This window comes from Sinorhizobium garamanticum (genome assembly GCF_029892065.1).
GTDB lineage: Bacteria > Pseudomonadota > Alphaproteobacteria > Rhizobiales > Rhizobiaceae > Sinorhizobium > Sinorhizobium garamanticum.
The window spans coordinates 3,035,642-3,060,523 of the sequence record NZ_CP120373.1 but is presented as its reverse complement, the minus strand read 5'-3'; the positions used below and the strand labels follow the sequence as shown (position 1 = coordinate 3,060,523).

Here is a 24,882-nt window from a genome sequence, read left to right as displayed (position 1 = left end):
GGGCTGCCACATTGGTTCATAATGGCCTATAATCGGGAAACTTTGTCCCACTGGCGGATACAATGGTCGATCTCAACGATATCGCGGTGTTTGCTCGCGTCGTCGAAGCCGGCAGTTTCACCGCTGCGGCGCGCCTGCTGGATATGCCCAAGACGACCGTCAGCCGCCGCATTGCCGCGCTCGAGCGTGAGGTCGGGGTCCGTTTGCTCCAGCGCACGACGCGCAGCCTGAACATGACCGATGCCGGGCGTCTCTACTACGAGCAGAGCAGCCAGGCGCTGCGAACGATAGAGGAAGCAAATCTGCGCCTCGCGGAAGCGAGGGCGGAGCCGTCAGGTACAATTCGCATTTCCGCTCCCGTCGGCTTCGGCCAATTCCTCACCCGCGCTGTGGTCGACTTTCTGGCAATGTATCCGAAAACCAAGGTCGAACTGCGCCTGACCGACGACAATCTCAACCTTGTCGAGAACGGAATCGATCTCGCTTTCCGCACCGGCATCCTCGCGGACTCCACGCTGATCGCTCGCAAGCTGGGGCCTACGCACAGACTCCTGTGCGCCAGCCCGGACTATGTCGCGCACTCAGGGGTTCCGGACGGACCGGCGGACCTCACCCGCCACCAGTGCGTCATCGCGGGCCCGTCGGCTGCCAGCGCTCAATGGGTGCTGGACGGGCCGCACGGCCAGGAAACGGTCACCGTGGCCGGACGCTTCGCCGCCAATGAAATGCAGGCGGTGGTTGCCGCCGCGATCGCAGGCTACGGCATCGCCCAGGTGCCCCAAAGGATGGCCGAGGCGCTCATCGTCGACGGGCGGCTGCGTCGCGTCCTGCCCGATTATGCGACGCCCGCTGGCGGCCTCTATGTCCTGTACCCGAGCAGCCGACACCTTTCGCCGCTGGTCAAGGCATTCATCGAGCTTGCAGCAGAGGCCCTGGCCGCATTGAGTTAAGAAGAGATGCGGCCGCGCTTTCGCGGGCGCGCCGGTCGTTCGAAAGGATCGCCGGCACAAGGTATGCGTGTCCGCTTTTGCTCGACCGCAGCGCGCGGACGTTGTATGTTGACGCTGGTAGCTCCACGCGACCGGGAGGTTCGTCATGGCCTTGGAGGATGAGAAGTCCAACCTGTTTATCGGCAAGGTCGGCGGACTGGTCTTTGTCGTGATCGGCTTCCTCCTGGCGGCGTCAGGTTACCGCTATGGGTCGGCCGGATATATGGTCGCAGGCATCGTTTTCATCGCGATAGGCATCATGCTGCTGACGGGCAAGGTCCTCCGTCGCAATCAACACAAATAAACCTGCGGCGCCGCGTCTTTTCAGACGCCACAGGATACGACAGTAAGCCTACTTCTTCGCCCTCATCCCTGTTTCAAGCTCAGGTATGAGGCTGGCAGGGGAAGCCTTGCCGTACCGCAACCGAAGGAAACATGCAGTAGGGGGAGGATGTCATGTTCGAATGCGCGGCGGCAACGACGGATACGCCCGGCCACATTGGATGCCTCTGCTACAGGCCGGAAATCCGATACATCGCCGAGCGCGTCAAACTTGGCTTTTCCCGACGCACGTTCATGACCGGAATGGCAGCGATGGCGACCGGTGTCGGCCTGGGAACTACCGCGTCGGCGCAGCTGCAGCCGCCTCCCCCGGCGCCAGCGCGACCGATCCTCTTCACCAACATCCGCCTCTTCGATGGCATCTCTCCGACCCTTCGCGAGGGTGCAAGCGTGCTCGTCGAGGGCAACCGGATCAAATCGGTAGAGGATGGCGGCGCGACCGCACCCGAGGAAGCGCTGACGATCGACGGCGCCGGTGGCGTGCTGATGCCGGGGCTGATCGACGCCCACACCCATCTGGCCTTCTCGACCGTTCCCCTGATCGTGGCACTGACCGCCGATCCCAATTATCTGGCGTTGCGCTCGGCCAAAGCTGCCGGCGACTTCCTAATGCAGGGGTTCACGACCGCACGGGATGTCGGCGGGCCTGTCTTTGCGCTGAAGCGGGCGATCGACGATGGCACGATCATCGGTCCTCGCATCTGGCCGGCGGGCGCGATGATCTCGCAGACGTCCGGCCACGGAGACTTTCGCACCCTTCACGATTTGCCCCGCGAAGATCGCGACCGGCGGCATTTTTCCGAGCGCAGCGGAGCGGCTGCCATCGCCGATGGCGTCGACGAGGTGCTCCGGCGAACGCGCGAGCAACTCTTCCTCGGCGCCAGCCACATCAAGGTGATGGCCGGCGGGGGCGTCACCTCCGACCATGATCCGCTCGACTCCACGCAATATACCGGAGCCGAGCTCCGCGCCGCGGTCGAGGCGGCGGAGGGCTGGAACACTTACGTGACGGTGCACGCCTACACGCCAAAGGCGATCGGGCTAGCAATCGCGGCGGGCGTCAAATGCATCGAGCACGGGCATCTCGCCGACGAAGGCGCCGCCAGGCTGATGGCGGAAAAAAGCATCTGGTGGAGCCTTCAGCCGTTTCTGGATGACGAGGACGCCGCACCGTTTCCGGAGGGAACGGAGCAACGCATCTCCCAGTTGCAGATCATCAGCGGCACGGACACCGCCTTTGCGCTGGCGAAGAACCACGGGGTCAGGACCGCCTTCGGCACCGACACGTTGTTTTCGGAAAGGATCGCGGCCCGCCAGGGAGCGCAGCTCGCCAAGCTCACCCGGTGGCATACGCCGGCGGAAGTGCTGAAGATGGCGACAGCGGATAATGCGGAGCTGCTGGCCCTCTCCGGGCCGCGCAGCCCCTATGTCGGCAAGCTCGGCGTCATCGAAGCGGACGCGCTCGCCGATCTCTTGGTTGTCGGTGGCGACCCGCTGGCAGACATCTCGCTGATCGCCGACCAAAGCAATTTGAAGGTCATCATGAAGGACGGACGGATCTACAAGAATGCGCTTTGATCGATGTCGTTTTCCGTCGGCCCCATTTGCGGTGGACGCGTTGTAATCGCGTGCCGAAAAGTCAGGCGTTGCAGCCATTTGGGAGTGCCGACGCGCTCCTCCGATTTCCATCAACTTGCCCTGGCAGATAGGCAATTTCCCTCGATCTGTTTGATCGAGAGCATATTCAATTGAGGTCTCCGGTGATAGACGGGTGATCGATCGGAGCAATCATGCTGGAACACCTGAGGATGAGAAAGAACATTTGGGTGGCGTTTATCGCCGCCTGCATGCTCGTCCTGCAGGCTGCGAGCGGACTTGCGGCCGCCGCCAAGCCGGTCGGGCTGGATAGCTTCGGAAACCCGCTTTGTATCTCGGACGCGGACTACGGGCATCACGAGCCCGCGCCATCGACCGATCACTCGGGAATGCCGGACTGCTGCACCCTTGCTTGCGGGATGTTCACGCAGCCGGCGATTTCGGGAAGGCAGCTTTACGCTTTCGACGCGCCGTCTGCGGCGCTCGTCAATCTCCCTGTGGCGAGGGACGGTCCGGACCTTCCGCAATGGCTGGAAGAGTTTCAGGGAAGCCCAAGGGCGCCTCCGCGTGAAGTCGTGAGACATCTGCGTCGCGCTGATTTTGCGAACGCTTAGTCGCACCAGCGCATCCAATCCAATGTGAAGCCGAAGAACGGCGCCTGGTATTCGCAGGCGGAAGACACTCGGCATCTCGTCAGGCCCACTGCATGATTCCTTAAGTCGGAATCGATTTAGGGAAAAATCATGCAGGATTTCAAAGTGCTACAGCGAGCTTAGCGCCTCCGATTGAACGCGCGGCGCTGTAGTGCCGTATTAATCACCGCCGGGCTGAACAGCCGGCGACATGGAGAAGAAATATGTTCAAGACGTTCATTGCCACCGCAGCCATTCTGGCGCTCGGAACCGGCGCCGCGCTGGCGCATGTCACCCTGCAGGTCAAAGAGGCGCCCGTCGGCTCGACCTACAAGGCGATCCTGCAGGTGCCGCACGGTTGCGAGGGCAAGCCGACGACGGCCGTGCGCGTTCAGATCCCGGAAGGCGTCATTGCGGTCAAGCCTCAGCCGAAGGCCGGCTGGACCATCGAGAAGGTCAAGGGCGCTTACGCCAAGTCCTATGACTACTACGGCACGCCGACCAGCGAGGGTGTGAAGGAGCTGATCTGGAGCGGCGGAAGCCTCGCCGACGACGAGTATGACGAATTCGCGCTGCGCGTTTTCCTGACGCCCGACCTCAAGGCCGGCGAGACGCTGCATTTCCCGGTCGTGCAGGAGTGCCCCGGTGGCCTCACCGAGCGCTGGATCGAGATCCCGGCTCCCGGCCAGTCGTCCGACGATCTCGAAATGCCGGCACCGGGCCTGAAACTGCTCGAAAAAGTCTCTGGACATTGAGACCTGAATATTGAGGCCCCAATATTGAGCAATCAGCCGGCGCTTCGGCGCCGGCTTCCTTTCGACATCAGGATCTTCAGGTGTACACGCTCGCGGCCACAAAATTCCTGCCCGCTCTCGGCCGGGCAACGATCGCCGTTCTCGCCTGGCTCTTTCTGGCGACGGCGGCCCTTGCCCATGCGTCGCTGACCGCGACCGAGCCGCGGGACGGTGCAGTCGTTCCTGCCGCGCCCGCAAGACTTGCGCTGTCGTTCAGCGAGCCGGTTTCCCCGCTCGCATTGAAGCTGGTCAAGCCCGATGGCTCCACCATTACGCTCGAGCGGTTTTCCCTCCGGGACCGCACGGTGGAAATCGAGGTGCCGCCTGACCTCTCCGCGGGCACGCACGTCCTTTCCTGGCGCGTCGTCTCCGAAGACGGGCATCCGGTCGGCGGTTCGATCCTCTTTTCGATAGGGTCGCCAAGCGGGTCCGCTTATGCCGGCGAAGCGATCGACTGGCAGCTGCGCGCCGCGCTCTGGCTAGGCCGCGTCGCGCTCTATGCGGGTCTGTTCTTCGGCATCGGCGGCGTCTTCGCCTTGAGCTGGTTCCTGCAAGGCACGCGAGCGGGGCTGCGCTTTATCGCGGCAATGCTTGGCATCGGGCTTGCCGGGACCGCTTTCTCTGCCGGGCTTCAGGGACTGGACGCGCTCGGCAGGCCGCTTTCGGCCCTGGTCGAACCTTCGGTGTGGTCGACCGGGCTCGCAACAAGCTTCGGCAGAACGGTTGTCGTGATGATCGCCGCGCTCGCCGTTGCAGGCGTCGCGCTCGTCTCGCGCCGGCAGCAGGTCGCGCGCTGGATTTCGCTGCTGGCGCTAATCGCGGGTTCGCTGGCACTCTCGCTCAGCGGCCACGCCAGCGCCGCCGAACCGCAATGGCTGATGCGCCCGAGCGTCTTCCTACATGCGATCGCGATCGCGCTGTGGGTCGGTGCCCTGGTGCCCGTCGCGAGGCTGCTCCAGACCGGTCATACGCATGCGCTCAAGGCCCTGCATCGCTTCTCGGTCTTCATCCCCTTCTCCGTCGCCCTTCTCGTGGCGGCCAGTGTCGTGCTGCTGGTCGTACAGGTGGGACAGCCGTCGGCACTGCTCGACACGGCCTATGGCAATGTATTCCTGGTCAAGCTTGCCCTCCTCCTCGTTCTTTTCAGCCTGGCGGCAATCAATCGATGGGTGCTGACCGACCGCGTCGAAGCCGGCGACCAAGGCGGCACCCGCTATCTCGTGCGCTCGATCGCCGCGGAGACGCTTGTGGTGCTGCTTCTCTTCGGCGTGGCGGCTGCCTGGCGTTTCACGCCGCCGCCACGCGCACTCACAACCGTCGCTTCGGAGCCCGCCTCGGTCCACATTCACGGCGACAAGGCGATGGCGGAAATAACGATCACGCCCGCCAGACCGGGACCGGTGGAAGCCACTGCCCTCGTCATGGCCGGCGACTTCTCCGCCCTGGATCCGAAGGAGGTCACCTTCGTCTTTTCCAACCCATCGGCCGGCGTCGCCGAGATAAAACGCAAGGCGAGCAAGGCGACAGACGGAACATGGCGCACCTCCGACCTGGTGCTGCCCCTCCCCGGCCTCTGGAAAATCAGGCTCGACATATTGATCAGCGATTTCGAGATCGCCCGGATCGAGGGGGAGATCCAGATCGCGCCGTAGCCGCTCCGGCCGATATTGGGCCACTTCCGGGCCTCTACCGGTAACGCCACAAAGGGCGCGCCTCGACCTTCACCTCAGCTTGAGGACGACCTTGCCCTTTGACCGTCCCGTTTCGATGTAAGCCAAAGCTTCGTTGGCCGCTTCGAACGGGAAGACCCGATCCATGATTGGGCGAATGATCCCGGCTTCGATCAGCGATGTGATCTGGCTCAACTGCGCGCCGTCCGCCCGCATGAACAGGAAGGAATAGCTGACCCCCCGGGCTTTGGCCTTTCTCCGGATGCTGAAGCTCAGAAGGCGCAAGACCTGCTGCAAGAACCAGTTCAGTCCTTGTTCCCTGGCGAAATCGGGGTCCGGCGGACCGGAGATGGAAATCAGCTTGCCACCGGGCTTCAGTACATTCAGGGATTTTTGAAGCGTGTCGCCGTCCAGGCTGTTCAACACCACGTCATAGCCGGACACGACCTTCTCGAAATCTTCTTTTTTGTAATCAATGACGACATCGGCGCCGAGGCTCCTGACCAGCTCGACATTCGCCGTGCTCGTCGTCGTCGAGACCGTCGCGCCGAGATGCTTGGCAAGCTGAATGGCGAATGCGCCCACGCCGCCGGAGCCCGCGTGTATCAGAACCTTCTGCCCTTTTTGCAGGCCGGCGCGCTCGACCAATGCCTGCCAGGCGGTCAACCCCACCAGGGGAATGGAAGCCGCTTGCTCCATGGTGAGGCTCTTTGGCTTCAGCGCCAGGTCGGCTTCATTGATGGCAATGAGTTCCGCGAACGTCCCGACGCGTCCATCGCGTGGCCGGGCATAGACCTCGTCACCCACCTTGAAGCGCCGGACCTTCGATCCGACCCGAGCGACTATTCCGGCCATGTCGTGCCCCAAGATGAAGGACGGGCGATAGGGCAGGATGAGCTTGAATTCGCCGTCCCGGATCTTGGAATCCAGCGGATTGAGCCCGGCCGCGTGGATCTCGACCAGAACATCGTCTTGCCCTAGCGCGGGCTCCGGCATGTCGCCGAAGCGCAGCGCGCCCTTTTTCTTGTATTTATCGAGGATGAAGGCCTTCATGATGGTCTGTTCTCCAATCTCGCTGACGCCAGAGCGGGCTGAAGGGTCAGGAGCGGCTTGCGGCAATAGTGGGGTAATCGGTGTATCCCGCGGCGCCCCCGCCATAGATCGTAGCCGGGTCGACGGCCGCCAGCGCTGCGCGGGTCGCCAGTCTCTCCACAAGGTCGGGATTGGCGATGAAGGGGCGGCCGAAGGCGAACAGGTCGGCCTTGTCCGCGGCCAGCCGCGACGTCGCGAGGTCCAGATCATAACCGTTATTGGCGATATAAGTGTTTTTGAAACGCCGGCGGAGTGAGCCGAAGTCGAACGGCGTGACATCGCGCGCTCCGGCGGTGGCGCCCTCGACAACATGAATGTAGACGATGCCCAAGGCATCGAGTTGTTCGACGATGTAATCGAACTGCGACTGAGGATCACTGCTCGAAACTCCATTGGCGGGCGAGACGGGCGAGATCCGGATTCCGGTGCGCTCGGCGCCGATCTCCTCAGCCACCGCAGCCGTAACCTCCAGCATCAGCCGGGCCCGGTTCTCGATCGATCCGCCGTATGCGTCCGTCCGGACGTTGGCGCCGTCCTTGGCAAACTGGTCCAGCAGATAGCCGTTGGCGCCGTGGACTTCCACGCCATCGAATCCCGCCGCGACGGCTTTTGCGGCTGCTTGCCGGAAATCGTTCACGACCCCCGAAAGCTCGTCGAGCTCAAGCGCGCGGGGTTCCGAAACGTCAACGAAGGCGTTGTTGACGAAGGTTTTGATCTCAGCCCGTATCGCCGACGGCGCAACCGGCGCCGCTCCGTTCTCCTGGAGGTCGACGTGCGAGACGCGGCCGACATGCCAGAGCTGCAGGAAAATTCGCCCGCCCTTGGCGTGCACGGCGGTCGTGACCTTGCGCCAGCCGTCGATCTGAGCCTGGGAGTAGATGCCGGGCGTGTCCTGGTAACCCTGTCCCTGCTGCGAGATCTGCGTGGCCTCGGAAATCAGCAGGCCAGCCGACGCGCGCTGGGCGTAATACTCTGCGGCGAGATCGCTTGGAACGAAGCCCGGGCCAGCGCGATTGCGCGTCAGGGGCGCCATGACGATACGATTGGAGAGGGTCAGCGAGCCGAGAGTATAGGGCTCAAACATCGTTTTGCTCGTCATAGGTCACCTTGTTTGTTCCCGCCGCGGCGGAGTTGCTGATTGAAAGCGCTTCGTTGTTGCTCAGGCGGCCGTGCGGTACCGCTCTGCGGGATGTGCGTTGCCGAAGTTCGGAAGCATGGCCTGCCGCGCGGCCTGAAGCGCGTCCCACTGTCCGGCATCGGGAAGCGGCGGAATGGTCACCAGTTCGCGGCGGTCGAAGCCGACCAGCGCCGCGTCAACGAGATCGGCCACCTCCATCACGTTGGAAAGCGTGTTGACGTCGGCGCCGACGTGTTCCCAGATCTCCGTTCGTGTCGTGGCGGGAAGCACGGCCTGGACGTAGACACCCTTCGGCGCGAGCTCGAGGCTGAGCCCCTGCGACAGAAACAGCACGAAGGCCTTGGTCGCGCCGTAGACCGTCATGCCGAACTCCGGCGCCAGGCCGACCACGGAGCCGATGTTGACGATCGCCCCTTCGCCGGACTTCGCAAGTCGCGGGGCGATGGCGCTGGCAAGCCGCAGAAGCGCTGTCGTGTTGAGCGCAACAAGCCGCCCGACGTCATCGGTCGCCTGCTCGATGAAGCTTCCGCCGATTGCCGTTCCGGCATTGTTGACGAGAATCCCGATGCGGGCGTCATCGCGCAGCCTCGTCTCGACCGTTGCAAGTTCGGCAGGCTGCGTAAGATCGGCCTGGATGATGTCGATCGCCACGCCGTTTTCCTGACGCAGACGGGCGCCCAGAGCCTCCAGTCGTGCCTTGTCACGGGCAACCAGCACGAGGTCGTGCCCGCGGCGCGCGAAGCGCTCGGCATAGGCGGCTCCGATGCCGGTGGAGGCGCCGGTGATGAGGACTGAGGGAATGGCGACCATGGGATTGCTCTCTTTTCTGATTGAACCTATATTCATGACGATCATCATGATTGGCTAAATATGATAGCCATCATGTAAATGTCAATGGAGCCGACGGAGAATTTTGAAATGAAGGTCAGTCGAGAACAGATGGCGGAGAACCGTCGCCGGATTCTGGATGTCGCCAGCCGGCTGTTTCGCGAGAAGGGCTTCGACGCGGTCAGCGTGGCGGAAGTGATGAACGCCGCCGGCCTCACCCATGGCGGCTTCTACGGCCATTTCAGCTCTAAGGACGATCTGATCGCGCAGACCCTTTCCCATGTCCTCGCCGCCGACGCGGGCGGAGGGGGCGACCTGCGCGCCTATCTCCACGCCTACCTTTCGCCCCGGCATCGCGACAATGCCGCCGGTGGTTGCCCGACAGCAGGCCTTGCTGCGGACATCCGCCATCAGACCCCGGCTGCACGCTTGGCCATGACCGAAGGCCTTCGATCGCAGATCGACCGTATCAGCAAGGCGCTTCCGGAGTTGGATCCGACAGACAGGCGCCGCGCAGCGATCGGAAGCTGGGCGGCGATGGTGGGGGCAGTGATCCTCGCCCGGGCGATCGACGATCCCGTGCTTTCGGATGAAGTTCTGGAGCAGACGCGTACCTGGATCGATGCCGGGATCAGCCAAGTGTCTGCCTGCTAGAGCGGGATGAGGAAAAGTGTGCGCGGTTTTCCGCCCGCATCCCGCGTCTCAACTTATTAGAATCGATCGGTCTGCGGCAGGAGCGCTCTTGTCGAGAACAATGCGGCCATCAGCGGCGGCTCGAGCCGGCCCGCCGTCGAAATGACTGCGGCATCATGTCAGCCAGAGGGTCGTAGCGTTAGCTTTCGCAGATGGAGTTGGAAACCAACGCAAAGGGGTGCGTTTGGGGAGTACTCGAAATTTTCTGCTGCGCACCCGAAGCAATAATGCTCGCACGTAGATTCGGGTAATGCACTCTGGGAGACGTGCAATGACCATGAGCGTCAAATCCCGCTTGACCATCGTGATCACGTTTTCGCCGATCTGGCGGCCTCCCCTCAGCCGCGGGCATCTGGCGTATGCCCCGAATTTAAAGAATAGGGAGCCAACGCATGAAAACACTGCTGCTTAAGAAAGAAGAAGTAAGCAGATTAATCTGCATGAAGGAAGTCATCGGTGCCGTGGAAGAGGCATACAAAGCCTTTAACAGCGATCAGGTAGAACAACCTGACTATATAGGGATGCATCTCCCATCGCCTCGTGGGGAAATTGACTTCAAGCTTGGTTACTACAAAGCCAATGAAGTGATCTCCATGAAAGCGTCTTCTGGAGGGTTCATCAATAATCCAACAGCACACGGCGTGCCGAGTGGCATGGGGACCATTCTCCTGTTTGAGGCCAGGAGCTGTGCGTTGATTTGCGTTATGGATGGAAGTTTGATCACCGGTCTCAGAACCGGGGCGTCAGGAGCCGTTTCCGTAAAAGCACTGGCAAGGAAAAATGCCAAAACAATTACATCGATCGGCACAGGAAATCAGGCAAGAATGCAAATCCGGACGATCAACGAGATTATGAAAATTGAAGAGATCCACGCATGGGACAGTAACCCGGATACGCTTTCCAAATACAAGACGGATATCGAAAGCGAATTTGGCATTCCTGTAATCATGGCAAATTCCAAAGAAGAAGCCGTTGAGCAGGCCGATATCTTGATTACGACGACCCGCGGGAAAGGGTCGCTTGTCGAAGCAGATTGGGTAAAACCCGGTACACACATTGTTGCAATCGGTACAGATCAACAAGGTAAACAAGAACTGGATCCAGAGATCTTCAGGAGTGCAAAAGTAGTCGTTGACTCAATTGCGCAGTGCACCGAAAAGGGCGAAACGTGGCATCCGCTGAATAAAAATATCATAACCAAAGAAGACATTCATGGAGAAATTGGCGAGATATTGCTGGGCAAAAAACCAGGAAGAGAAAATGATGAAGAAGTGACCATTTTCGACTCCACAGGAATGGCCATACAGGACAATACTACGTCGAGCCAAATTTATCGGAATGCAATGGCAAGAAACGTCGGGACTTTCTTTGAGTTCTTTCAATCATGATTTAAGAGAAATCACACACGTAAAGTCGCTTTAAAAGACCCGCCGAGAAGGCCGTGTGTGCGGTGCCTTGTGAGCAAATCCGAGGCTTGGTCCCAAAAATCAAATCAACCAGAGCTTTCCTCTTATGTTCAAAGGGAACGTAAGTCTGGAAGTTGAAAGGCGACAAGCACCATGCGCAATTACCCAACCATTCAGGACATTCGGGAAGCCCAGGAAAGGCTGGAAGCCCACATCCGGCATACGCCGTTATTGCGTGCAGAAAAAATGGAGAAAGCCGTTGGTTGTCAGCTCTATCTCAAACCCGAAACCCTGCAAATTACTGGCGCCTTTAAAATTCGCGGTGCTCTAAACAAGGCCCTCTCGCTCCCAAGAGAAGAGATCGCAAACGGCATCATCGCCACTTCGTCGGGCAATCACGCCCAGGGGCTTTCTTATGCGGCCAGGATGCTGGGCGTAAAGGTGATATTGGTGCTCCCGGTCACCACGCCAAAAATTAAGATTGCCAATACAAAGGCCCTCGGTGCGGAAGTCATTCTTTTTGATGGCGATACCGCTGCCAGATGGAAAAGGGTCTATGAAATCGCCGAAGGAAACAAATATACGGTTATTCACGGTTTTGAGGACCCTTTGGTAATGGCTGGCCAGGGAACAATAGGATGTGAAATACTGGAAGACTTGGAAGATGTGGACACGGTCATTGTTCCCGTGGGCGGCGGAGGCCTTATCTCAGGAATCGCTACCGCCATCAAGGAAACGAAACCATCGGTGCGCGTAATAGGCGCGGAGCCTGCCTTAACACCGAAGTATTTTCACAGCCGGATAAATAAGGAACGTACATCGTTTCCTTTAAAAAACACCATTGCGGATGGCCTGAGAATAAGTGTTCCGGGGCAGAACCCGTATCCCATCATTGAAAAGTACGTAGATGAGATCATTCTCGTTGAAGACGAGCATATCATCGCAGGCATGCGTACCCTCGCCAAAGATGCGAAATTGATCGCTGAACCGGCCGCCTCGATTGGTGTTGGAGCCTTGTTGGCCGGCTCCATAAAAGTCAGACCGGATGAAAAGGTTTGCGCGGTGTTGACCGGAGGGAACTGGGACTTATGCGACCTTGCTGAGATATACAAAGTTGCTGAGTAGGCGTTTCCAGAGCGGATTTAAAAGTTCCCTACGAATAGGAAATCTGAACTGATCGTGAGAGCATTTCAGTAAGTATTCGTCAGGAGATTGTTTACCGGCCTGAATAAAGCGTGGCGCGAGGGATGGGGGATGGATGCGCAGAACAGGCAAACCGTCGCCTCGGTCCACATTCACGGCGACAAGGCGATGGCGGAAATAACGACCACGCCCGCCAGACCGGGACCCGTGCAAGCCAGGCCATGGCGGCAGTCGGCCCTAATCGGGCAGACTACGCGAGATTGTATTTGACTGCTCCCTAGGGTTTCATGCGGCAAGCATCCGTTTTCTGCCTGCAGCAAAATTCCGATGTCCCCTGCCTGCAACAGCCATCGTATGGGAGGCTAGCCAGTATGAAAGATGTCGTCGCGTTGGTTACGGGCGCAAGCCGCGGTGTCGGCCGCGGGATTGCGCTGTCGCTGCTCGCCGAGGGAGCCACGGTCCACGTTACCGGCAGGACCCGTTCCGAGGCGGAAGCAAGCCTGGGAGGTAAACGTGCGGGATCGCTGGAGGGGCTTGCGCTTGAGGCTGCGGCATTACCCGGACGACTAGTCGTTCATCATTGCGACCACAGCAACGACGCCGAAACCGAGCGCGTGGCTGAAGAGATCAGGGCCGCCAACAGGCTGGACATTCTGGTGAACAATGCATGGCCCGGCTATGAAAACATGGTCGAGGATGGCGATTTTACCTGGCCGCGCCCTTTCTGGGAGCAGCCCGTCTGGCGGTGGGACGCAATGATCGGCACCGCGCTGAGGGCGGCTTTCATGATGTCGCGCGCAGTGGCGCCGACGATGATCTCGACGCAGCGCGGTCTGATCGTCAATATTTCATTCTGGGCAGCTCAATTCTACGACGGCAACGCGATCTACGGCATGGCCAAAGCCGCCGCCGACAAGATGGCCGCGGACTTCGCACATGAACTGCGTCCACATAAAGTCGCCGCCGTCGCACTCTATCCCGGGCTGGTACGCACCGAGGCCGTCATGCAGAACGCCGAATATTTCGACTTGTCCAACTCCGAGTCCCCGAGGTTCATCGGCCATGTCATCGCCGGACTTTGGCGGGACCCTGCGCTGATGTCGAAATCCGGGCGTGTCCTGGTCGCGGCAGAGCTGGGTCGGGAGTATGACATTGCCGACGTCGACGGCTACAGACCTGTTCCCCTCAGCGCGGCGGACTTTGTGAAACGCTGAATTCCTGTCGGTCTTTTCAACGACCCGGTTAGTCGACCGATCTTTCAAACAGTTCGTGGAAAACCTTGGCGCTCCGCCGAGGCGATCTTGCACGTCAATTTTCTCCTGGCTCCGTCTGCCGCGGCATGGAGCGACGCTCTTTGGTTTGTCCGCTTGTGGCGCATCATGCCCATTCAACTCCCGTCGTCCGACTTCCGCTGTCCACCCGATCCGGACCTTTAAGGTTGTAGGTAAAATGGCGGCTCCGGGTGTTGGCTTGCGGGCGGCACCACGATTTTCTCCTTAAATCGGTCGTGATTTCAGGACTGTCGGCGCTGACGGGATTGGCGTAAGCTACGGCCCTTGGGGGTGCATCCATGCACCGTATTATCACCATAGCTATGGTCGCGCTCGCGGCCGCCGCGCTTAGCTGTCCTACACGGGCGGAGGTGCTGATCGGGGTCGCAGGCCCGATGACCGGAAAGCTCGAATGGACTGGCACACAATTGAAGCGCGGCGCAGAGGTGGCTGTGGCCGACATCAATGCGGCTGGCGGCGTCCTCGGCCAGCAGGTGCAGCTCATCACGGTCGATGACTTCTGCGATCCCGAGCAAGCGGTGGCTGCTGCCCAAAAACTGGTGGCTGACGGTGTAGTGTTCGTCGTCGGGCACTACTGCTCTGGAGCCTCGATCCCGGCATCGAAGGTGTACGAGGCAGCAGGCGTTCTGCAGATTTCGCCATCCTCGACCAATCCGATGTTGACCGAGCAAGGCCGCGCCAACGTTTTCCGCGTCTGCAGTCGCGACGATGCGCAGGGCTTCGAGGCCGGCAACTACTTGGCCGATCATTGGAGCGACGAGAAGATCGCGATCCTTCACGACAACACGACCTATGGGAAGGGTCTCGCCGATGAGACAAGAAAGCAGCTGAACAAGCGGGGCGTGACCGAATCGATCTATGAAGGCTACACTCCCGGGAAAGACGACTACTCGGCCGAGATCAGCGCGTTGCAGGAGGCGGATATCGCCGTGCTGTACATGGGCGGGTATCATACCGAGGCTGCGCTTATGGTCCGCGCGGCGCGCGACCGGGGCTATTCGGTTCAACTGATCTCGGGTGACGATACGGCGACCGAGGCATTTGGGCTGATTGCCGGCCCGGCCGCCGAGGGCACGCTCTTCACCTTTGTCCCCGACCCGCGTCGAAACGCCGAAGCGGCCAAAGTTGTCGAACGATTTCGAGCCGAGAACTTCGAACCCGATTCCTGGACGCTGCACAGTTACGGCGCCGTCCAGACTTGGTCGCAGGCGGTCGAGAAGGCAGGCTCACTAGACCTCCAAGGCGTAATTGCGTCGCTGCGCGGCAATCAATTTGATACTGTGTTGGGCCGTGTGGACTTTGATAATAAGGGCGACCTCACTGTTCAGAGCTGGGTATGGTATGTCTGGAAGGGTGGCGAATACGTGCCGTTGGAGTGACGGACCACCGATCCGGCGGTTCGCTTTGAGCCAATCTGTGCAGACCCTATTGGCCGCGCCACCTGAATCAATGCGTCGCCGCGATGGTTAAGCGTCTCGGCATACGCGGCCGCCTGTTGCTCGCATTTTTTGGTATAAGCACCTTCGCGGTGCTCGCGACAGCCGCCGCTCTCTATGCCTTCCTCGAGGTGGGGGAGGTCGTCGAGCGCATCACTAAGGAGCGTGTGCCGTCGGCGCTCGCGTCCCTCCAGCTGTCGCGCCAGGCCGAGCGGGTCGCCGCCAGTGCGCCCGCCGTACTTGCTTCGACCAGCAAGGCTCAGCACAACGAGGTCTCGGCTGCGATCGCGGCCGACATGACGCGCCTCGAGGAACTGCTTGCCGCTCTCAAAGGCGCCAAGACTAGCACGGCGGTGGTGGCTGAGATCGAGGCTGCGGTGCTTGGTCTGCGGCGCAATCTCGACGCCCTAAACGATGTTGTCGCCGCCCGCCTCGCCGTGGTGGCGCGCAAAGAGGAACTGTTACGCCGCCTGTCGGCTACGACAAATGCAAGCCAGCGCCTACTGGCGCCCGGTATGCTCGTGATGAGTTCCAAACTCCAGCAATGGCGGGCGGTCACAGCCGATACCTCGCTCGCGTCGGATCGAGGCGCGGAGGCGACGGCCGACCTGGTCCAGTCGATAGCGGCCTACATCCCGCAGCAGAAGGCGCAGCAGGAGATCTCGGCGGTCGACGACGCGCTGGTCAACACGGCGGAAGCGCCAACGCCAGGCGATCTGTCCTTGACCCTGTTTCCGCTGCGCCGGTCACTCACCGTTCTCGACACGATCTCCAACGAGATCGACGAAAGGCTGCAAACCCGTTTCCAGCAGCGGGTCAACGAGTTCAAGGCACTGATCGACGGTGGAAACAGCATCCCGAAGGCGCGACAGGACGAGTTCGCCGTCGTGGCGCAGGGGGAAGAGCTTCTGGCTGAAAACAATCAGCTGTCGCGTAGTCTTACCGCCGCCGTCGATCGCCTGGTCGCGGCGGCAGACCGCGAGATCACCGCGTCCGGTCTCGAAGCCGCGGTCGTCCAGCGCTACGGGACCGGAGTTGTCCTTGGCTCCGCCTTTCTTAGCCTCTTGAGTTCCGTTCTTGTTGTTTGGCTCTATGTCGACCGTAGCCTCCTCGCCCGTCTGGGAGGGGTGAGCCAAAGCATGCTCGCGATCGCCGGCGGCAATCTTCGTGTGCCATTGCCTGCCGCGGGTCACGACGAAATCGGCCGTATGGCCGAGGCGCTCAGGCTCTTTCGGGACACCGCAGTCGAGATCGAGGAAAAGAACCTGCGCGAGGTCGCCGAAGCGCGCCAGCGCCTCATAGATGCCATCGAGAGCATCTCCGAGGGATTCGCTCTCTACGACGCGGAGGACCGTCTTGTCCTTAGCAATAGCCGCTACCGCGAACTGCTCTACAGCGACCTTGCGATCGAACTGACGCCCGGCACGATATTCGAGCACATCATTCGCCGATCCGCTGAGCGCGGCTACATCAGGGATGCAGAGGGGCGGGTCGAGGAATGGGTCGCCGAGCGGCTCGCCCGGCACCGTAACCCTGGCGAACCGTGGGTGCAGCGGCGAGGTGACGGGCGATGGATCATGATAAGCGAGCGGCGGATCACCGGCGGCGGCACCGTCGCAGTCTACTCGGATATTACCGAGCTGAAGCAACGGGAGGAGAACCTCGCCGAGAAATCCACAGCTCTCGAGGCGCTTTCCAGCAAGCTGGCGAAGTACCTGGCGCCCCAGGTGTACAACTCGATATTCACTGGACGTCAGGACGTCAAGATCGCCAGCCAGCGGAAGAAGCTGACAATATGCTTCTCGGATATCGCCGGGTTTACCGAGGCCAGTGACAAAATGGAGTCCGAGGTTCTCACCCAGCTTCTCAACCACTATCTGACGGAAATGTCGAAAATTGCTTCCGATCACGGTGCGACGATCGATAAGTATGTCGGCGATGCGATCGTGATGTTTTTCGGCGATCCGGAGACTCGCGGCGTCAAGGAGGACGCGCTCGCCTGTGTTCGGATGGCTCTCACCATGCAGAAGCGGATGAGCGAACTTGCCGAAATCTGGCGCGACATTGGAATTGAAACACCGCTGCAATGCCGCATCGGCATTCACACCGACTACTGCACTGTCGGCAACTTCGGCAGCGAGGACCGGATGGACTACACGATAATCGGCGGCGCTGTGAATCTCGCCTCACGTCTTGAGCAGGAGGCGGAGCCAGGGACCGTGCTCATTTCTTATGAGACGTTTGCGCAAGTGAAGGACATGATCGACTGCGACGTATTGGGGCACATCCACGTCAAGGGGATCGCCTATCCGGTCGCCACCTATCGCGTCATCGATCTGAAGACCAATCTTGTCGCTGCCCGACGCGCCGTTCGAACCGAACTGCCGCACCTCAGACTAGAAGCTGAGCCCGAGTTGATGTCTGCTGACGAGCGTGACCAAGCCACCGCTGCGCTTCGAGACGTGCTCGATCGACTTTGTCACAAGCCTGGGTAGGAGGGCTCGCCCGGGCGCGGATGGTCGCCTTTTACAGCTCACCTCGTCGATCAATCACAGGCATGCGCCTCGGCCAGCGTCTCCTTTGGGATCGAGACTCGACCCTCCCGACGGCGCTGACAAGGTCCGGAATTGGCGCATTGTGCCCGTTCACCTCCTGCCGTCCGACTTCCGCGTTCCACGCGATCCGGACCTTTAAGGCTGTAGGTAAAATGGCGGCTCCGGGTGTTGGCTTGCTTGCGGGCGGGCCCCACGATTTTCTCCTTAAATCGGTCGTGATTTCAGGAAATGCAGGAGGCCGTACAACCCCTCTTCCCTGGGAGCTTTTCGTGGCCACCTCTTCGAACAGACTGCGCATTGCCGTGCTCTTTGGCGGGCGCTCCGCCGAGCATGACGTTTCGGTGCTTTCGGCAACCAATGTCATGCGCGCGCTGGAGCCCAAAAAATATGATGCGGTTCCCATCTTCATCACCCGCGAGGGGCAATGGCTGTTGAGCCGCTTCGAGAATGGCACGCTCGCGAAGCCTCAGAGCGGCACGGAAGTCTCGCTCGTGCCGGGTGGCAAGGGACGCATGCTGGCGCTCCCCGCCGATGGCGCGCCCTATGCGCTGCCGGAGATCGGGGCTCTGTTCCCGGTGCTGCACGGCCTCCCTGGCGAGGACGGTGCCGTGCAGGGGCTGGCGGAGGTTGCGCGTGTGCCGCTCGTCGGCTGCGGCATCCTCGGTTCCGCCGCAGCACTCGACAAGGACATCGCCAAGCGGCTCCTCCACGAGGCGGAGCTGCCGACCGCGCGATCCGTCACCATCCACCTCGGCGTCGCGCCGGCCTTTGCCGAACTTGAGCGCGCGCTCGGGCTTCCGCTTTTCATCAAGCCGGCCCGCCAGGGCTCCTCCGTCGGCGTCAGCAAGGTCTCGACCGAGGAGGACTACGCGGCGGCACTTGACGAAGGCTTCAAGCACGACCGCAAGCTTCTGGCCGAGGAATTCATCCGCGGCCGCGAGATCGAGTTGAGCGTGCTGGAGGATCCGGAAGGCGGCCTTTTCGTTTCCCGCCCCGGCGAGATCGTTCCCGCCGAAAGCCACGGTTTCTATAGCTACGACGCCAAATATATCGATGAGGACGGCGCGGCCCTGAAAGTGCCGGCGGAGCTGCCGGAAGATCTCGAAGTCCGCCTCCGGGCGATGGCCGCGATGGCCTTCCGGGCGGTCGGCTGCGACGGCATGGCGCGCGTCGATTTCTTCCTGACGCCGGACATGCGTTTCCTGATCAACGAGCTCAACACCATTCCGGGCTTCACCGATATCAGCATGTATCCGAAGGCGATGGCGGCAAGCGGCGTCGGCTATGCCGAGCTCATCGACCGGCTGGTCGCGCACGGGCTGGCACGGGCTTCGGCATAGGGAGCCGATTTAACGCATGCAGCAGGCGGGAGACGTTTTCACGGGACCGCGGCCTTGAGTGTCCGTGTCCGCATATGGTAGCCGTGCGGTGAAGGAGAGTTCGCCCCTGACGGGCGCACTGCTCGCGGTCAAGCGGATGACGACCCACTTCGTGTTTCCTTCCATTCCGCCCGGAGGCGCCCCATGGCCGAGGTCTTGCTGTTTCATCACGCACAGGGGCTGACCCCCGGCGTCCACGCGTTTGCCGACGAGCTGCGGCAAGCCGGGCACACCGTCCACACGCCGGACCTCTTCGACGGGCGCACCTTCGAGAGCATCCCCGAGGGTCTCGCCTATATCGAAGAGATCGGGTTCGACGAGATGCGCGAGCGCGGCGTCCGCATCGCCGACGACCTGCCCTTTGATCTCGTCTATGCCGGCTTCTCGTTCGGCGTGCTGCCGGCGCAGAAGCTCGCGCAAACCCGGCCCGGTGCCCGCGGCGCGCTGCTCTTCCACTCCTGCCTGCCGATCAGCGGCGCATGGGCCTTCGGCCCATGGACGGACGGCGTCCCGGTCCAGATCCACGGCATGGACAACGACCCGATCTTCGTCGGCGAAGGCGACATCGATGCCGCCCGCGAGATCGTGGAAAAGGTCGAGGACGCGGCGCTTTTCCTCTACCCGGGCGACCAGCACTACTTCGCCGACAGCTCGCTCCCCTCATACGACGCCGATGCCGCCGCGCTGCTCACCCGGCGGGTGCTTGAGTTTCTGAGCCGGGTTTAGCGCTGCCGCCGGCGTCTCATGGACGCGGGCTTCGAACCTGGCACGACGGGCACCGCGACCATCGGCCGCGGTCACCCTCTCACTCGGCCGTGCCCTCACCCTCCTCATTCCTGTGCTCGTCACAGGAATCCAGCAGCGCCGCGTCGGCGGCGCGGGAGACGCCCGGAGTAAGCAGCGCAGTGGTGCGGGGCACCGGCTACCCGATCGACCCGAGTCTCGTCAGCAGGCTTTCAAGCGCCGACAGGTGTCATTCACGGCGCGGACGCGCCGTGGCTGGCAACTGTGTTTGTCAGGCTTTTGAATAGATTGTTTTGTCCCTCGCGAGGGCGTTGGCGATGGTGAGCAATTTGCGGGCAAGAGCGGTGATGACAACCTTGAAGGGCTTTCCTTGTCGGGCCATCCGGTCGGCATATGGCTTGAAGGCCGAGGGCATGCGGCTGGCGGTGAGCGCGGCCATGTAAAGGGCATCGCGGATGCGCTTTCGGCCACCGCGAATATGGCGCTGGCCACGCGACATACCGCTGTCGACATTGAACGGCGCAAGCCCGGCAAGGGCGGCTATGGCTTTGGACGAGCGGCTCCCGAGTTCGGGCATCAGCGTGATCAGGGTCAGAGCGGCGACGGGTCCCACACCGGGAATCGAGCGCAGCCTCTGCTCCTGCGAGCGGAGGGTCTCATCGGTCCGCAGCCGCTCCCGGCAGATCGTCTCGATGCGGCCGATTTCCGCGTTCAGCCAGGCGAGATGGCTTTCGAGGCTGTCGCGCTCGTCCCCTTCGGCCTCGTGCAGGCGGGTCCGCTCCTGCTGACGCATCGCGACGAGCTGGTCGCGGCGCGCGTGGAGACGGCCAAGGGAGCGGCGAACGGGATCGTCCGGCGCATGCGTCGGAAGCGGCAGGCTTTGGCCCATGCGGGCCAGCAGGCGCGCATCGATCGCATCCGTCTTGGCAAGCAGGCCGAGCGCCTTGGCAAAGTCTCGCGCGCGAGCCGGATTGACGCGGGAATAGGGATAATCCGCCGCCTCCAGAGCCGCACGAAGCTTGCCATCATATCGTCCGGTTGCCTCGAAGACGACATGGACGACCCGGTCCGCAAGGGTGGCAAGCCAGACAGCAATGGCCGCCGGCGTGTTGTCGATGCGCTCGTGACGGCCGCGGCCGCTGTCGAAAAGGTCCAAATGCGCTTTTGCGATATCGCATCCGATGACATCAGGCTGTATCATGGGAGTGGCCTCATCCTGTGATGCGAGGTCCGCTGTCACGGCCTCCGTCAACTGTTCAGGTTGGGTGTCTAAAAGCGGGTGGAGGACCCAGAGCCAGCAAACGGTCTCAAACGACCAGGATTCCGACGGCCTTCCACCCGCAACCCATTTAACCACAGTTGCAACACACAGGATTCCTGTGACAAGCACAGGAATGAGGGTGGTCGTGGCTACCGTCTCGACGGCGAGTCACGGCGCATCGGCGCCGTGAGGGGTCTCCTGCGCCGCATCGACGGCGCGAGAGAACGTCGAGCAGGCCTCTTGGCGCCGGTGCCGCGCTTGAGAGCCCCGTCACTCCCACCTTATCGCCCCAAGATACCGTGAACCTTGCGCAGGAAGGCATGCTTTCCTTCAGCAGGCCCATTGCCGGCTGCCGGCGCACGTCCCGCAAGGCCGGCGAGATGCCGGGAAAGGTCGCTCTGGATGGCCGGATAATCCTGCAACAGGGGCGTCATGGTCGGGCCATCGATCTCATAGGCCTCGACCTCGGTCAGAGCTTCGAATGTGACGGCCTTGCCATCGATCCCATCGACTTGTCCGAAGATCGCGCCCGGTGCCAATCGCGTAACCTCCGCGCCGTTGCGATGTGCGGCGACGACGCCTGAGCGAACGACCATCAGGCTTGTTTCCGCTCCATCAAGCACTCGCTCGCCGGACCTGTATTGTCGGGGTCGTGCCGCCGCGTCGAGCTTCTCCAGCTCTTCCAGTTTCAGGTCGGCGAAGATCGAATTGGCCCGCAGCAGGTCCTTCACCGTCTCCGCGGGTCCTGGCGCGGTGACGGCGCTCTCCATGAGGACCGTGGCCGTTGTTGGCGGGGCGAGCGACAGGCCCATCGCCGTGCATTGCCGGTAGGCGAGATCGATGAGTTCGTTTCGGGCGGCATTCCGATCGGCGGGATGCCTGACGCGGTATTGCAGCTCGACCTCGACCGCCACGGCGTCGAGGCTCTTGAGCGCGACCGCGGGAGCCGGATCGTGAACGACGTGGTTGGCCCCAATCATCGCCCGCCGCATCGCCTCGGCGATGAAGGACGGGGGATGCGTCGGCTTCACGCGGAGCGTCAGGACCTGCAGGTGCGTCTCGTCAGGGCGGGTGATGTTCGTCAGCCCGACCTTCGCCAGCACGCTGTTCGGCAGGACAACGATATTGTTGGCCGGCGTCAGGATATGGGTCGAACGCCAGGTATTCTCGACCACCCGTCCTTCGACACCGTCGGCAAGGATGATCCAGTCGCCGATGCCGTAGGGACGCCCCAATGTCAGCGCCACGCCGGAAAAGACGTCATTCAGCGTGCTCTGCAAGGCAAGCCCGAGGATGATCGCGATGACGCCCGAGGTCGCGACCAGTGTTCCTATCGCGATGCCGAACACGAAGGACAGGATGGACAGTGTCACCCCGAGATAGACGACCGCGACGAACAGGTCCTGCAGCAGCCGCGCTTCGCGCGGCCTGCCATCCAGCACAATATAGATGCGGATAAAACCGATGGTGGACCAGGCGAGATGCATCCACCAGAGCATCTTGGCTGCGACAAGAGCGCCGCCGACCTCCTGCATCGGCTCGAACTTGAACGGAGAAATACGGTTCCCAACCAAAATCGCCGTCATGACCAGGAAAAACGCGATCTGAACCACAAGGCGCGCGTTCGGACGACCGCGCCCCTGCAGATGCCAGATGACAATGCTTGCGACACCCAGCGCGATAACCTGGACCAGAGGCGAGACAAGCAGGTCGAACATTCGCGGAAATGCCTTCTGAAAGCGGGTGAGGAGCCGGCGCAATGCTGTGGCCGAAGCACCTGGGTCAACCCATAGACCAGCCGCTTTTGCGTGTCGACGGCGCAGACCGCAACCTATCTTTTTGCAGGACGGTTGTCGTTCGTGCTGAGGCCATACAGCACCGAGAAGCCCTTACCTCCCACGATAACGCCTGGCCGGCTCGATGGGAACGGAAGCAGATAATTTGAATATTGCCGGCGTCTGCTTCCGGCCCGAAGAGCCTAACGCCTTTGTCTGCCTGCAGGCCCATTGCGGACTTCGCGCACTGACATCGAGTGAGACTGGCTGGGCTTCGCGCCATTCGTGCCTTAGCGACCGACGCCCGCAGAGTCCGGAGCCTGTTCGAAACACTCAATCAACATTTCGGTGAGGACACGTACCTTCCTTGATGGATGCTGCCCTGGCGGGCGGATGACGTATACACCTGCCGGAGGCGGTGGATGGCGTGTCATGACCGGAACCAGCGCGCCGGAGGCCACGTATTGATGGGTGACGCCATCGGGGATCCAAGCGATGCCGAGCCCTGCTAATGCGGCGGCGGCGAGAGCTGTGGCGTTGTCGGCCTTGAAGCGTCCCCGGGGATGAACCGTAATGATCTCGTCTCCATCCATAAATTGCCAGGCTTCCGTTCCCTGCATGAGAGCCTGATGGGAGACCAGTTCCTCCGGCTTTTCAGGGGCACCATGCGTTTTGATGTAGTCCGGGCTCGCGACCAGTTTCCCGTAGATCGGCCCGACGCGTCTTGCGATCAGGTTAGAGTCCTGAAGATAGCCAACCCGTATCGCACAATCATAACCCTCCGCGATCAGATCAACGAAGCGATCACTGTAGCAGGTGTGGATGTGGAGCTGGGGATGGCGTCGCGCCATGTCCGCGAGCACGGGAGCGAAGTGGGTCGGGCCGAAAGAAAGCGGCGCAGAAACTCGCAGGCGGCCGCGAAGTTCACCGGCGGGTAGGATAGTTTCCCTGGCAACCTCGATCTCGGCGCAGACTCTGGCTGCATAATCTCGGAACGTGGCCCCGGCTTCTGTGAGAGCGGCGCCGCGGGTGGTTCGTGCAAGAAGCTGGACGCCTAGTTCCGCTTCAAGCCGAAAGAGCCGCCGGCTGACGATCGACTTGGAGACGCCGAGCCGGCGCGCAGCGGGCGAAACTCCCCCGGCATCAGCAACTTCTACGAATGTCCGCAGCTCTTCGATGTCCAATTCAGCGTTCCCCATTTTGCGACACAGCGTGGCACAGTGGAGTGCTACCGTATCATGAATAGGAATGACAGTGTCCATCTAGGCAGCGCCGCTGTCAGCGCATGTCTCCCGGCAAACCAACCTCACACACAAAGCAGCAGAGGATGTATTCATGACTTTTCGTAATGGCCTTGCTTCGCTTCTTCGTCCCGAAGACTCGGTACTCGTCCTAATCGACCACCAGCCTTACCAACTGGCGAACCTGAACAGCCACGAACCGCAGATGGTGGTCAACAACACGACCGCGCTGGCGAAGCTAGCAAAAGCCTTCAATGTTCCGACCATTCTCACCAGCGTGATCGCGGCGCGCGGTGGACTTCTCTTTAAGCAGATCACCGACGTATTTCCGGACCAGGAAGTCATCGATCGCACCTGGGTGAACACCTGGCAGGACGAGAATGTGGTGAACGTCGTCAAGGCGACCGGCCGCAAGCAACTGATCATCGCCGGCCTGTGGACCGAGGTCTGCGTCGCAATGCCTGTCATCCAGGCCGCCGGCGAAGGCTGGGACGTGACCGTGATCACCGACGCGTCGGGCGGGATTTCGAAGGAGTCTCACGAAGTTGCCATCCAGCGCATGGCCGCGGCCGGCGCGAACGTGATGACCGTGATGGCGCTCGCTGGCGAATGGCAACGCGATTGGGCGCGCACCGAGCATGTCGAGGAGCTGACCGAGATTCTCATCCAGCACTTCGGCGGCAGCGGCATCGCGTATCTTTGGGAGCAGCAGCTTCTCAACACGCCGGTGCCGAGCAACGCAGGCTGATTTGAGCGGGATGACGAGAACCATGAACGAAGCGATGCGAAAAAGTTCATCGCTTATCTAAGCTCGTCATCCCCATTAGTTGGACGCGAAGGTTCTATGTCTCGTTTGGGCCAACAGCGGTCGTCGGC

21 protein-coding genes are annotated in these 24,882 nt (G+C 61.3%); 15 read left to right on the top strand and 6 right to left on the bottom strand.

Features of this window, described 5'->3' with window-relative positions; all coding sequences use genetic code 11:
• Window positions 1–62 precede the first annotated feature (62 nt).
• The 6 genes from PZN02_RS14295 to PZN02_RS14270 all read left to right on the top strand — a co-directional run bounded on the left by PZN02_RS14295 (window position 63) and on the right by PZN02_RS14270 (window position 6,005).
• Window positions 63–950, top strand: coding sequence for a LysR family transcriptional regulator (locus tag PZN02_RS14295; protein ID WP_280658625.1), 888 nt, complete (start codon window positions 63–65; stop codon window positions 948–950).
• 145 nt (window positions 951–1,095) lie between these two features.
• Complete coding sequence (locus PZN02_RS14290) at window positions 1,096–1,293, top strand: hypothetical protein (protein ID WP_280658624.1); 198 nt, start codon at window positions 1,096–1,098, stop codon at window positions 1,291–1,293.
• A 152-nt stretch (window positions 1,294–1,445) separates the two neighbouring features.
• Window positions 1,446–2,909: a metal-dependent hydrolase family protein gene (locus PZN02_RS14285; RefSeq protein ID WP_280658623.1), complete on the top strand. Its 1,464-nt coding sequence runs from the start codon at window positions 1,446–1,448 to the stop codon at window positions 2,907–2,909.
• A gap of 230 nt (window positions 2,910–3,139) precedes the next feature.
• Window positions 3,140–3,541, top strand: a complete 402-nt coding sequence (locus tag PZN02_RS14280; RefSeq protein WP_280658622.1) for a hypothetical protein — start codon at window positions 3,140–3,142, stop codon at window positions 3,539–3,541.
• A 242-nt stretch (window positions 3,542–3,783) separates the two neighbouring features.
• Entirely contained in the window at window positions 3,784–4,314 is a 531-nt protein-coding gene (locus PZN02_RS14275) for a YcnI family copper-binding membrane protein (protein ID WP_280658621.1), read from the top strand.
• Window positions 4,315–4,394: 80 nt separating this feature from the next.
• Window positions 4,395–6,005 (top strand): copper resistance CopC/CopD family protein, encoded by a 1,611-nt coding sequence (locus PZN02_RS14270; RefSeq protein ID WP_280658620.1) that lies wholly within the window; start codon window positions 4,395–4,397, stop codon window positions 6,003–6,005.
• A gap of 69 nt (window positions 6,006–6,074) precedes the next feature.
• Here PZN02_RS14270 and PZN02_RS14265 read toward each other — a convergent pair whose 3' ends face one another.
• From PZN02_RS14265 to PZN02_RS14255, 3 genes are read right to left on the bottom strand one after another with little or no spacing between them, the layout of a single operon-like run.
• Window positions 6,075–7,076: an NADP-dependent oxidoreductase gene (locus PZN02_RS14265; RefSeq protein ID WP_280658619.1), complete on the bottom strand. Its 1,002-nt coding sequence runs from the start codon at window positions 7,074–7,076 to the stop codon at window positions 6,075–6,077.
• Between the two features lie 46 nt (window positions 7,077–7,122).
• The gene (locus tag PZN02_RS14260) at window positions 7,123–8,214 is read right to left on the bottom strand and encodes an alkene reductase (RefSeq protein WP_280658618.1); all 1,092 of its coding nucleotides are present in this window, start codon (window positions 8,212–8,214) and stop codon (window positions 7,123–7,125) included.
• Window positions 8,215–8,274: 60 nt separating this feature from the next.
• A complete protein-coding gene (locus tag PZN02_RS14255; RefSeq protein WP_280661501.1) occupies window positions 8,275–9,063 on the bottom strand; it encodes an SDR family NAD(P)-dependent oxidoreductase in 789 nt (262 codons plus the stop codon).
• 108 nt (window positions 9,064–9,171) lie between these two features.
• Here PZN02_RS14255 and PZN02_RS14250 point away from each other — a divergent pair, with 108 nt between their 5' ends.
• The 8 genes from PZN02_RS14250 to PZN02_RS14215 all read left to right on the top strand — a co-directional run bounded on the left by PZN02_RS14250 (window position 9,172) and on the right by PZN02_RS14215 (window position 19,711).
• The gene (locus PZN02_RS14250) at window positions 9,172–9,735 is read left to right on the top strand and encodes a TetR/AcrR family transcriptional regulator (protein WP_280658617.1); all 564 of its coding nucleotides are present in this window, start codon (window positions 9,172–9,174) and stop codon (window positions 9,733–9,735) included.
• A gap of 431 nt (window positions 9,736–10,166) precedes the next feature.
• Window positions 10,167–11,162 (top strand): ornithine cyclodeaminase family protein, encoded by a 996-nt coding sequence (locus tag PZN02_RS14245; RefSeq protein WP_280658616.1) that lies wholly within the window; start codon window positions 10,167–10,169, stop codon window positions 11,160–11,162.
• A gap of 171 nt (window positions 11,163–11,333) precedes the next feature.
• Window positions 11,334–12,305 (top strand): threonine/serine dehydratase family protein, encoded by a 972-nt coding sequence (locus tag PZN02_RS14240; RefSeq protein WP_280658615.1) that lies wholly within the window; start codon window positions 11,334–11,336, stop codon window positions 12,303–12,305.
• Between the two features lie 389 nt (window positions 12,306–12,694).
• A complete protein-coding gene (locus PZN02_RS14235) occupies window positions 12,695–13,537 on the top strand; it encodes an SDR family NAD(P)-dependent oxidoreductase (protein WP_280658614.1) in 843 nt (280 codons plus the stop codon).
• A 356-nt stretch (window positions 13,538–13,893) separates the two neighbouring features.
• Window positions 13,894–14,994: a branched-chain amino acid ABC transporter substrate-binding protein gene (locus PZN02_RS14230; protein ID WP_280658613.1), complete on the top strand. Its 1,101-nt coding sequence runs from the start codon at window positions 13,894–13,896 to the stop codon at window positions 14,992–14,994.
• Between the two features lie 83 nt (window positions 14,995–15,077).
• Complete coding sequence (locus PZN02_RS14225; RefSeq protein ID WP_280658612.1) at window positions 15,078–17,546, top strand: PAS-domain containing protein; 2,469 nt, start codon at window positions 15,078–15,080, stop codon at window positions 17,544–17,546.
• A 329-nt stretch (window positions 17,547–17,875) separates the two neighbouring features.
• Entirely contained in the window at window positions 17,876–18,946 is a 1,071-nt protein-coding gene (locus PZN02_RS14220) for a D-alanine--D-alanine ligase family protein (RefSeq protein ID WP_280658611.1), read from the top strand.
• Between the two features lie 183 nt (window positions 18,947–19,129).
• Entirely contained in the window at window positions 19,130–19,711 is a 582-nt protein-coding gene (locus PZN02_RS14215; RefSeq protein WP_280658610.1) for a dienelactone hydrolase family protein, read from the top strand.
• Window positions 19,712–20,000: 289 nt separating this feature from the next.
• Here the strand turns inward: PZN02_RS14215 and PZN02_RS14210 are convergent, their stop codons facing one another.
• The 3 genes from PZN02_RS14210 to PZN02_RS14200 form a co-directional block, all read right to left on the bottom strand.
• Window positions 20,001–20,930 carry an IS110 family RNA-guided transposase gene (locus tag PZN02_RS14210; protein ID WP_280658609.1) on the bottom strand — a complete coding sequence of 310 codons (930 nt, stop codon included), beginning with the start codon at window positions 20,928–20,930 and terminating at the stop codon, window positions 20,001–20,003.
• A 341-nt stretch (window positions 20,931–21,271) separates the two neighbouring features.
• A complete protein-coding gene (locus PZN02_RS14205) occupies window positions 21,272–22,708 on the bottom strand; it encodes a mechanosensitive ion channel family protein (protein ID WP_280658608.1) in 1,437 nt (478 codons plus the stop codon).
• 347 nt (window positions 22,709–23,055) lie between these two features.
• Window positions 23,056–23,949 (bottom strand): LysR family transcriptional regulator, encoded by an 894-nt coding sequence (locus PZN02_RS14200; protein WP_280661500.1) that lies wholly within the window; start codon window positions 23,947–23,949, stop codon window positions 23,056–23,058.
• Window positions 23,950–24,100: 151 nt separating this feature from the next.
• Here PZN02_RS14200 and PZN02_RS14195 point away from each other — a divergent pair, with 151 nt between their 5' ends.
• Window positions 24,101–24,754: a hydrolase gene (locus tag PZN02_RS14195; protein ID WP_280658607.1), complete on the top strand. Its 654-nt coding sequence runs from the start codon at window positions 24,101–24,103 to the stop codon at window positions 24,752–24,754.
• Window positions 24,755–24,882 lie beyond the last annotated feature (128 nt).

What these genes read in the sequence shown, in the direction of transcription:
- PZN02_RS14245 (WP_280658616.1), top strand. Translation starts at nt 10,167, where the DNA reads ATGAAAACACTGCTGCTTAAGAAAGAAGAAGTAAGCAGATTAATCTGC.
- PZN02_RS14240 (WP_280658615.1), top strand. Translation starts at nt 11,334, where the DNA reads ATGCGCAATTACCCAACCATTCAGGACATTCGGGAAGCCCAGGAAAGG.
- PZN02_RS14285 (WP_280658623.1), top strand. Translation starts at nt 1,446, where the DNA reads ATGTTCGAATGCGCGGCGGCAACGACGGATACGCCCGGCCACATTGGA.
- PZN02_RS14225 (WP_280658612.1), top strand. Translation starts at nt 15,078, where the DNA reads ATGGTTAAGCGTCTCGGCATACGCGGCCGCCTGTTGCTCGCATTTTTT.
- PZN02_RS14230 (WP_280658613.1), top strand. Translation starts at nt 13,894, where the DNA reads ATGCACCGTATTATCACCATAGCTATGGTCGCGCTCGCGGCCGCCGCG.
- PZN02_RS14195 (WP_280658607.1), top strand. Translation starts at nt 24,101, where the DNA reads ATGACTTTTCGTAATGGCCTTGCTTCGCTTCTTCGTCCCGAAGACTCG.
- PZN02_RS14235 (WP_280658614.1), top strand. Translation starts at nt 12,695, where the DNA reads ATGAAAGATGTCGTCGCGTTGGTTACGGGCGCAAGCCGCGGTGTCGGC.
- PZN02_RS14295 (WP_280658625.1), top strand. Translation starts at nt 63, where the DNA reads ATGGTCGATCTCAACGATATCGCGGTGTTTGCTCGCGTCGTCGAAGCC.
- PZN02_RS14255 (WP_280661501.1), bottom strand. Translation starts at nt 9,063, where the DNA reads ATGGTCGCCATTCCCTCAGTCCTCATCACCGGCGCCTCCACCGGCATC.
- PZN02_RS14280 (WP_280658622.1), top strand. Translation starts at nt 3,140, where the DNA reads ATGAGAAAGAACATTTGGGTGGCGTTTATCGCCGCCTGCATGCTCGTC.
- PZN02_RS14250 (WP_280658617.1), top strand. Translation starts at nt 9,172, where the DNA reads ATGAAGGTCAGTCGAGAACAGATGGCGGAGAACCGTCGCCGGATTCTG.
- PZN02_RS14205 (WP_280658608.1), bottom strand. Translation starts at nt 22,708, where the DNA reads ATGTTCGACCTGCTTGTCTCGCCTCTGGTCCAGGTTATCGCGCTGGGT.
- PZN02_RS14265 (WP_280658619.1), bottom strand. Translation starts at nt 7,076, where the DNA reads ATGAAGGCCTTCATCCTCGATAAATACAAGAAAAAGGGCGCGCTGCGC.
- PZN02_RS14260 (WP_280658618.1), bottom strand. Translation starts at nt 8,214, where the DNA reads ATGACGAGCAAAACGATGTTTGAGCCCTATACTCTCGGCTCGCTGACC.
- PZN02_RS14215 (WP_280658610.1), top strand. Translation starts at nt 19,130, where the DNA reads ATGGCCGAGGTCTTGCTGTTTCATCACGCACAGGGGCTGACCCCCGGC.
- PZN02_RS14275 (WP_280658621.1), top strand. Translation starts at nt 3,784, where the DNA reads ATGTTCAAGACGTTCATTGCCACCGCAGCCATTCTGGCGCTCGGAACC.
- PZN02_RS14290 (WP_280658624.1), top strand. Translation starts at nt 1,096, where the DNA reads ATGGCCTTGGAGGATGAGAAGTCCAACCTGTTTATCGGCAAGGTCGGC.
- PZN02_RS14210 (WP_280658609.1), bottom strand. Translation starts at nt 20,930, where the DNA reads ATGATACAGCCTGATGTCATCGGATGCGATATCGCAAAAGCGCATTTG.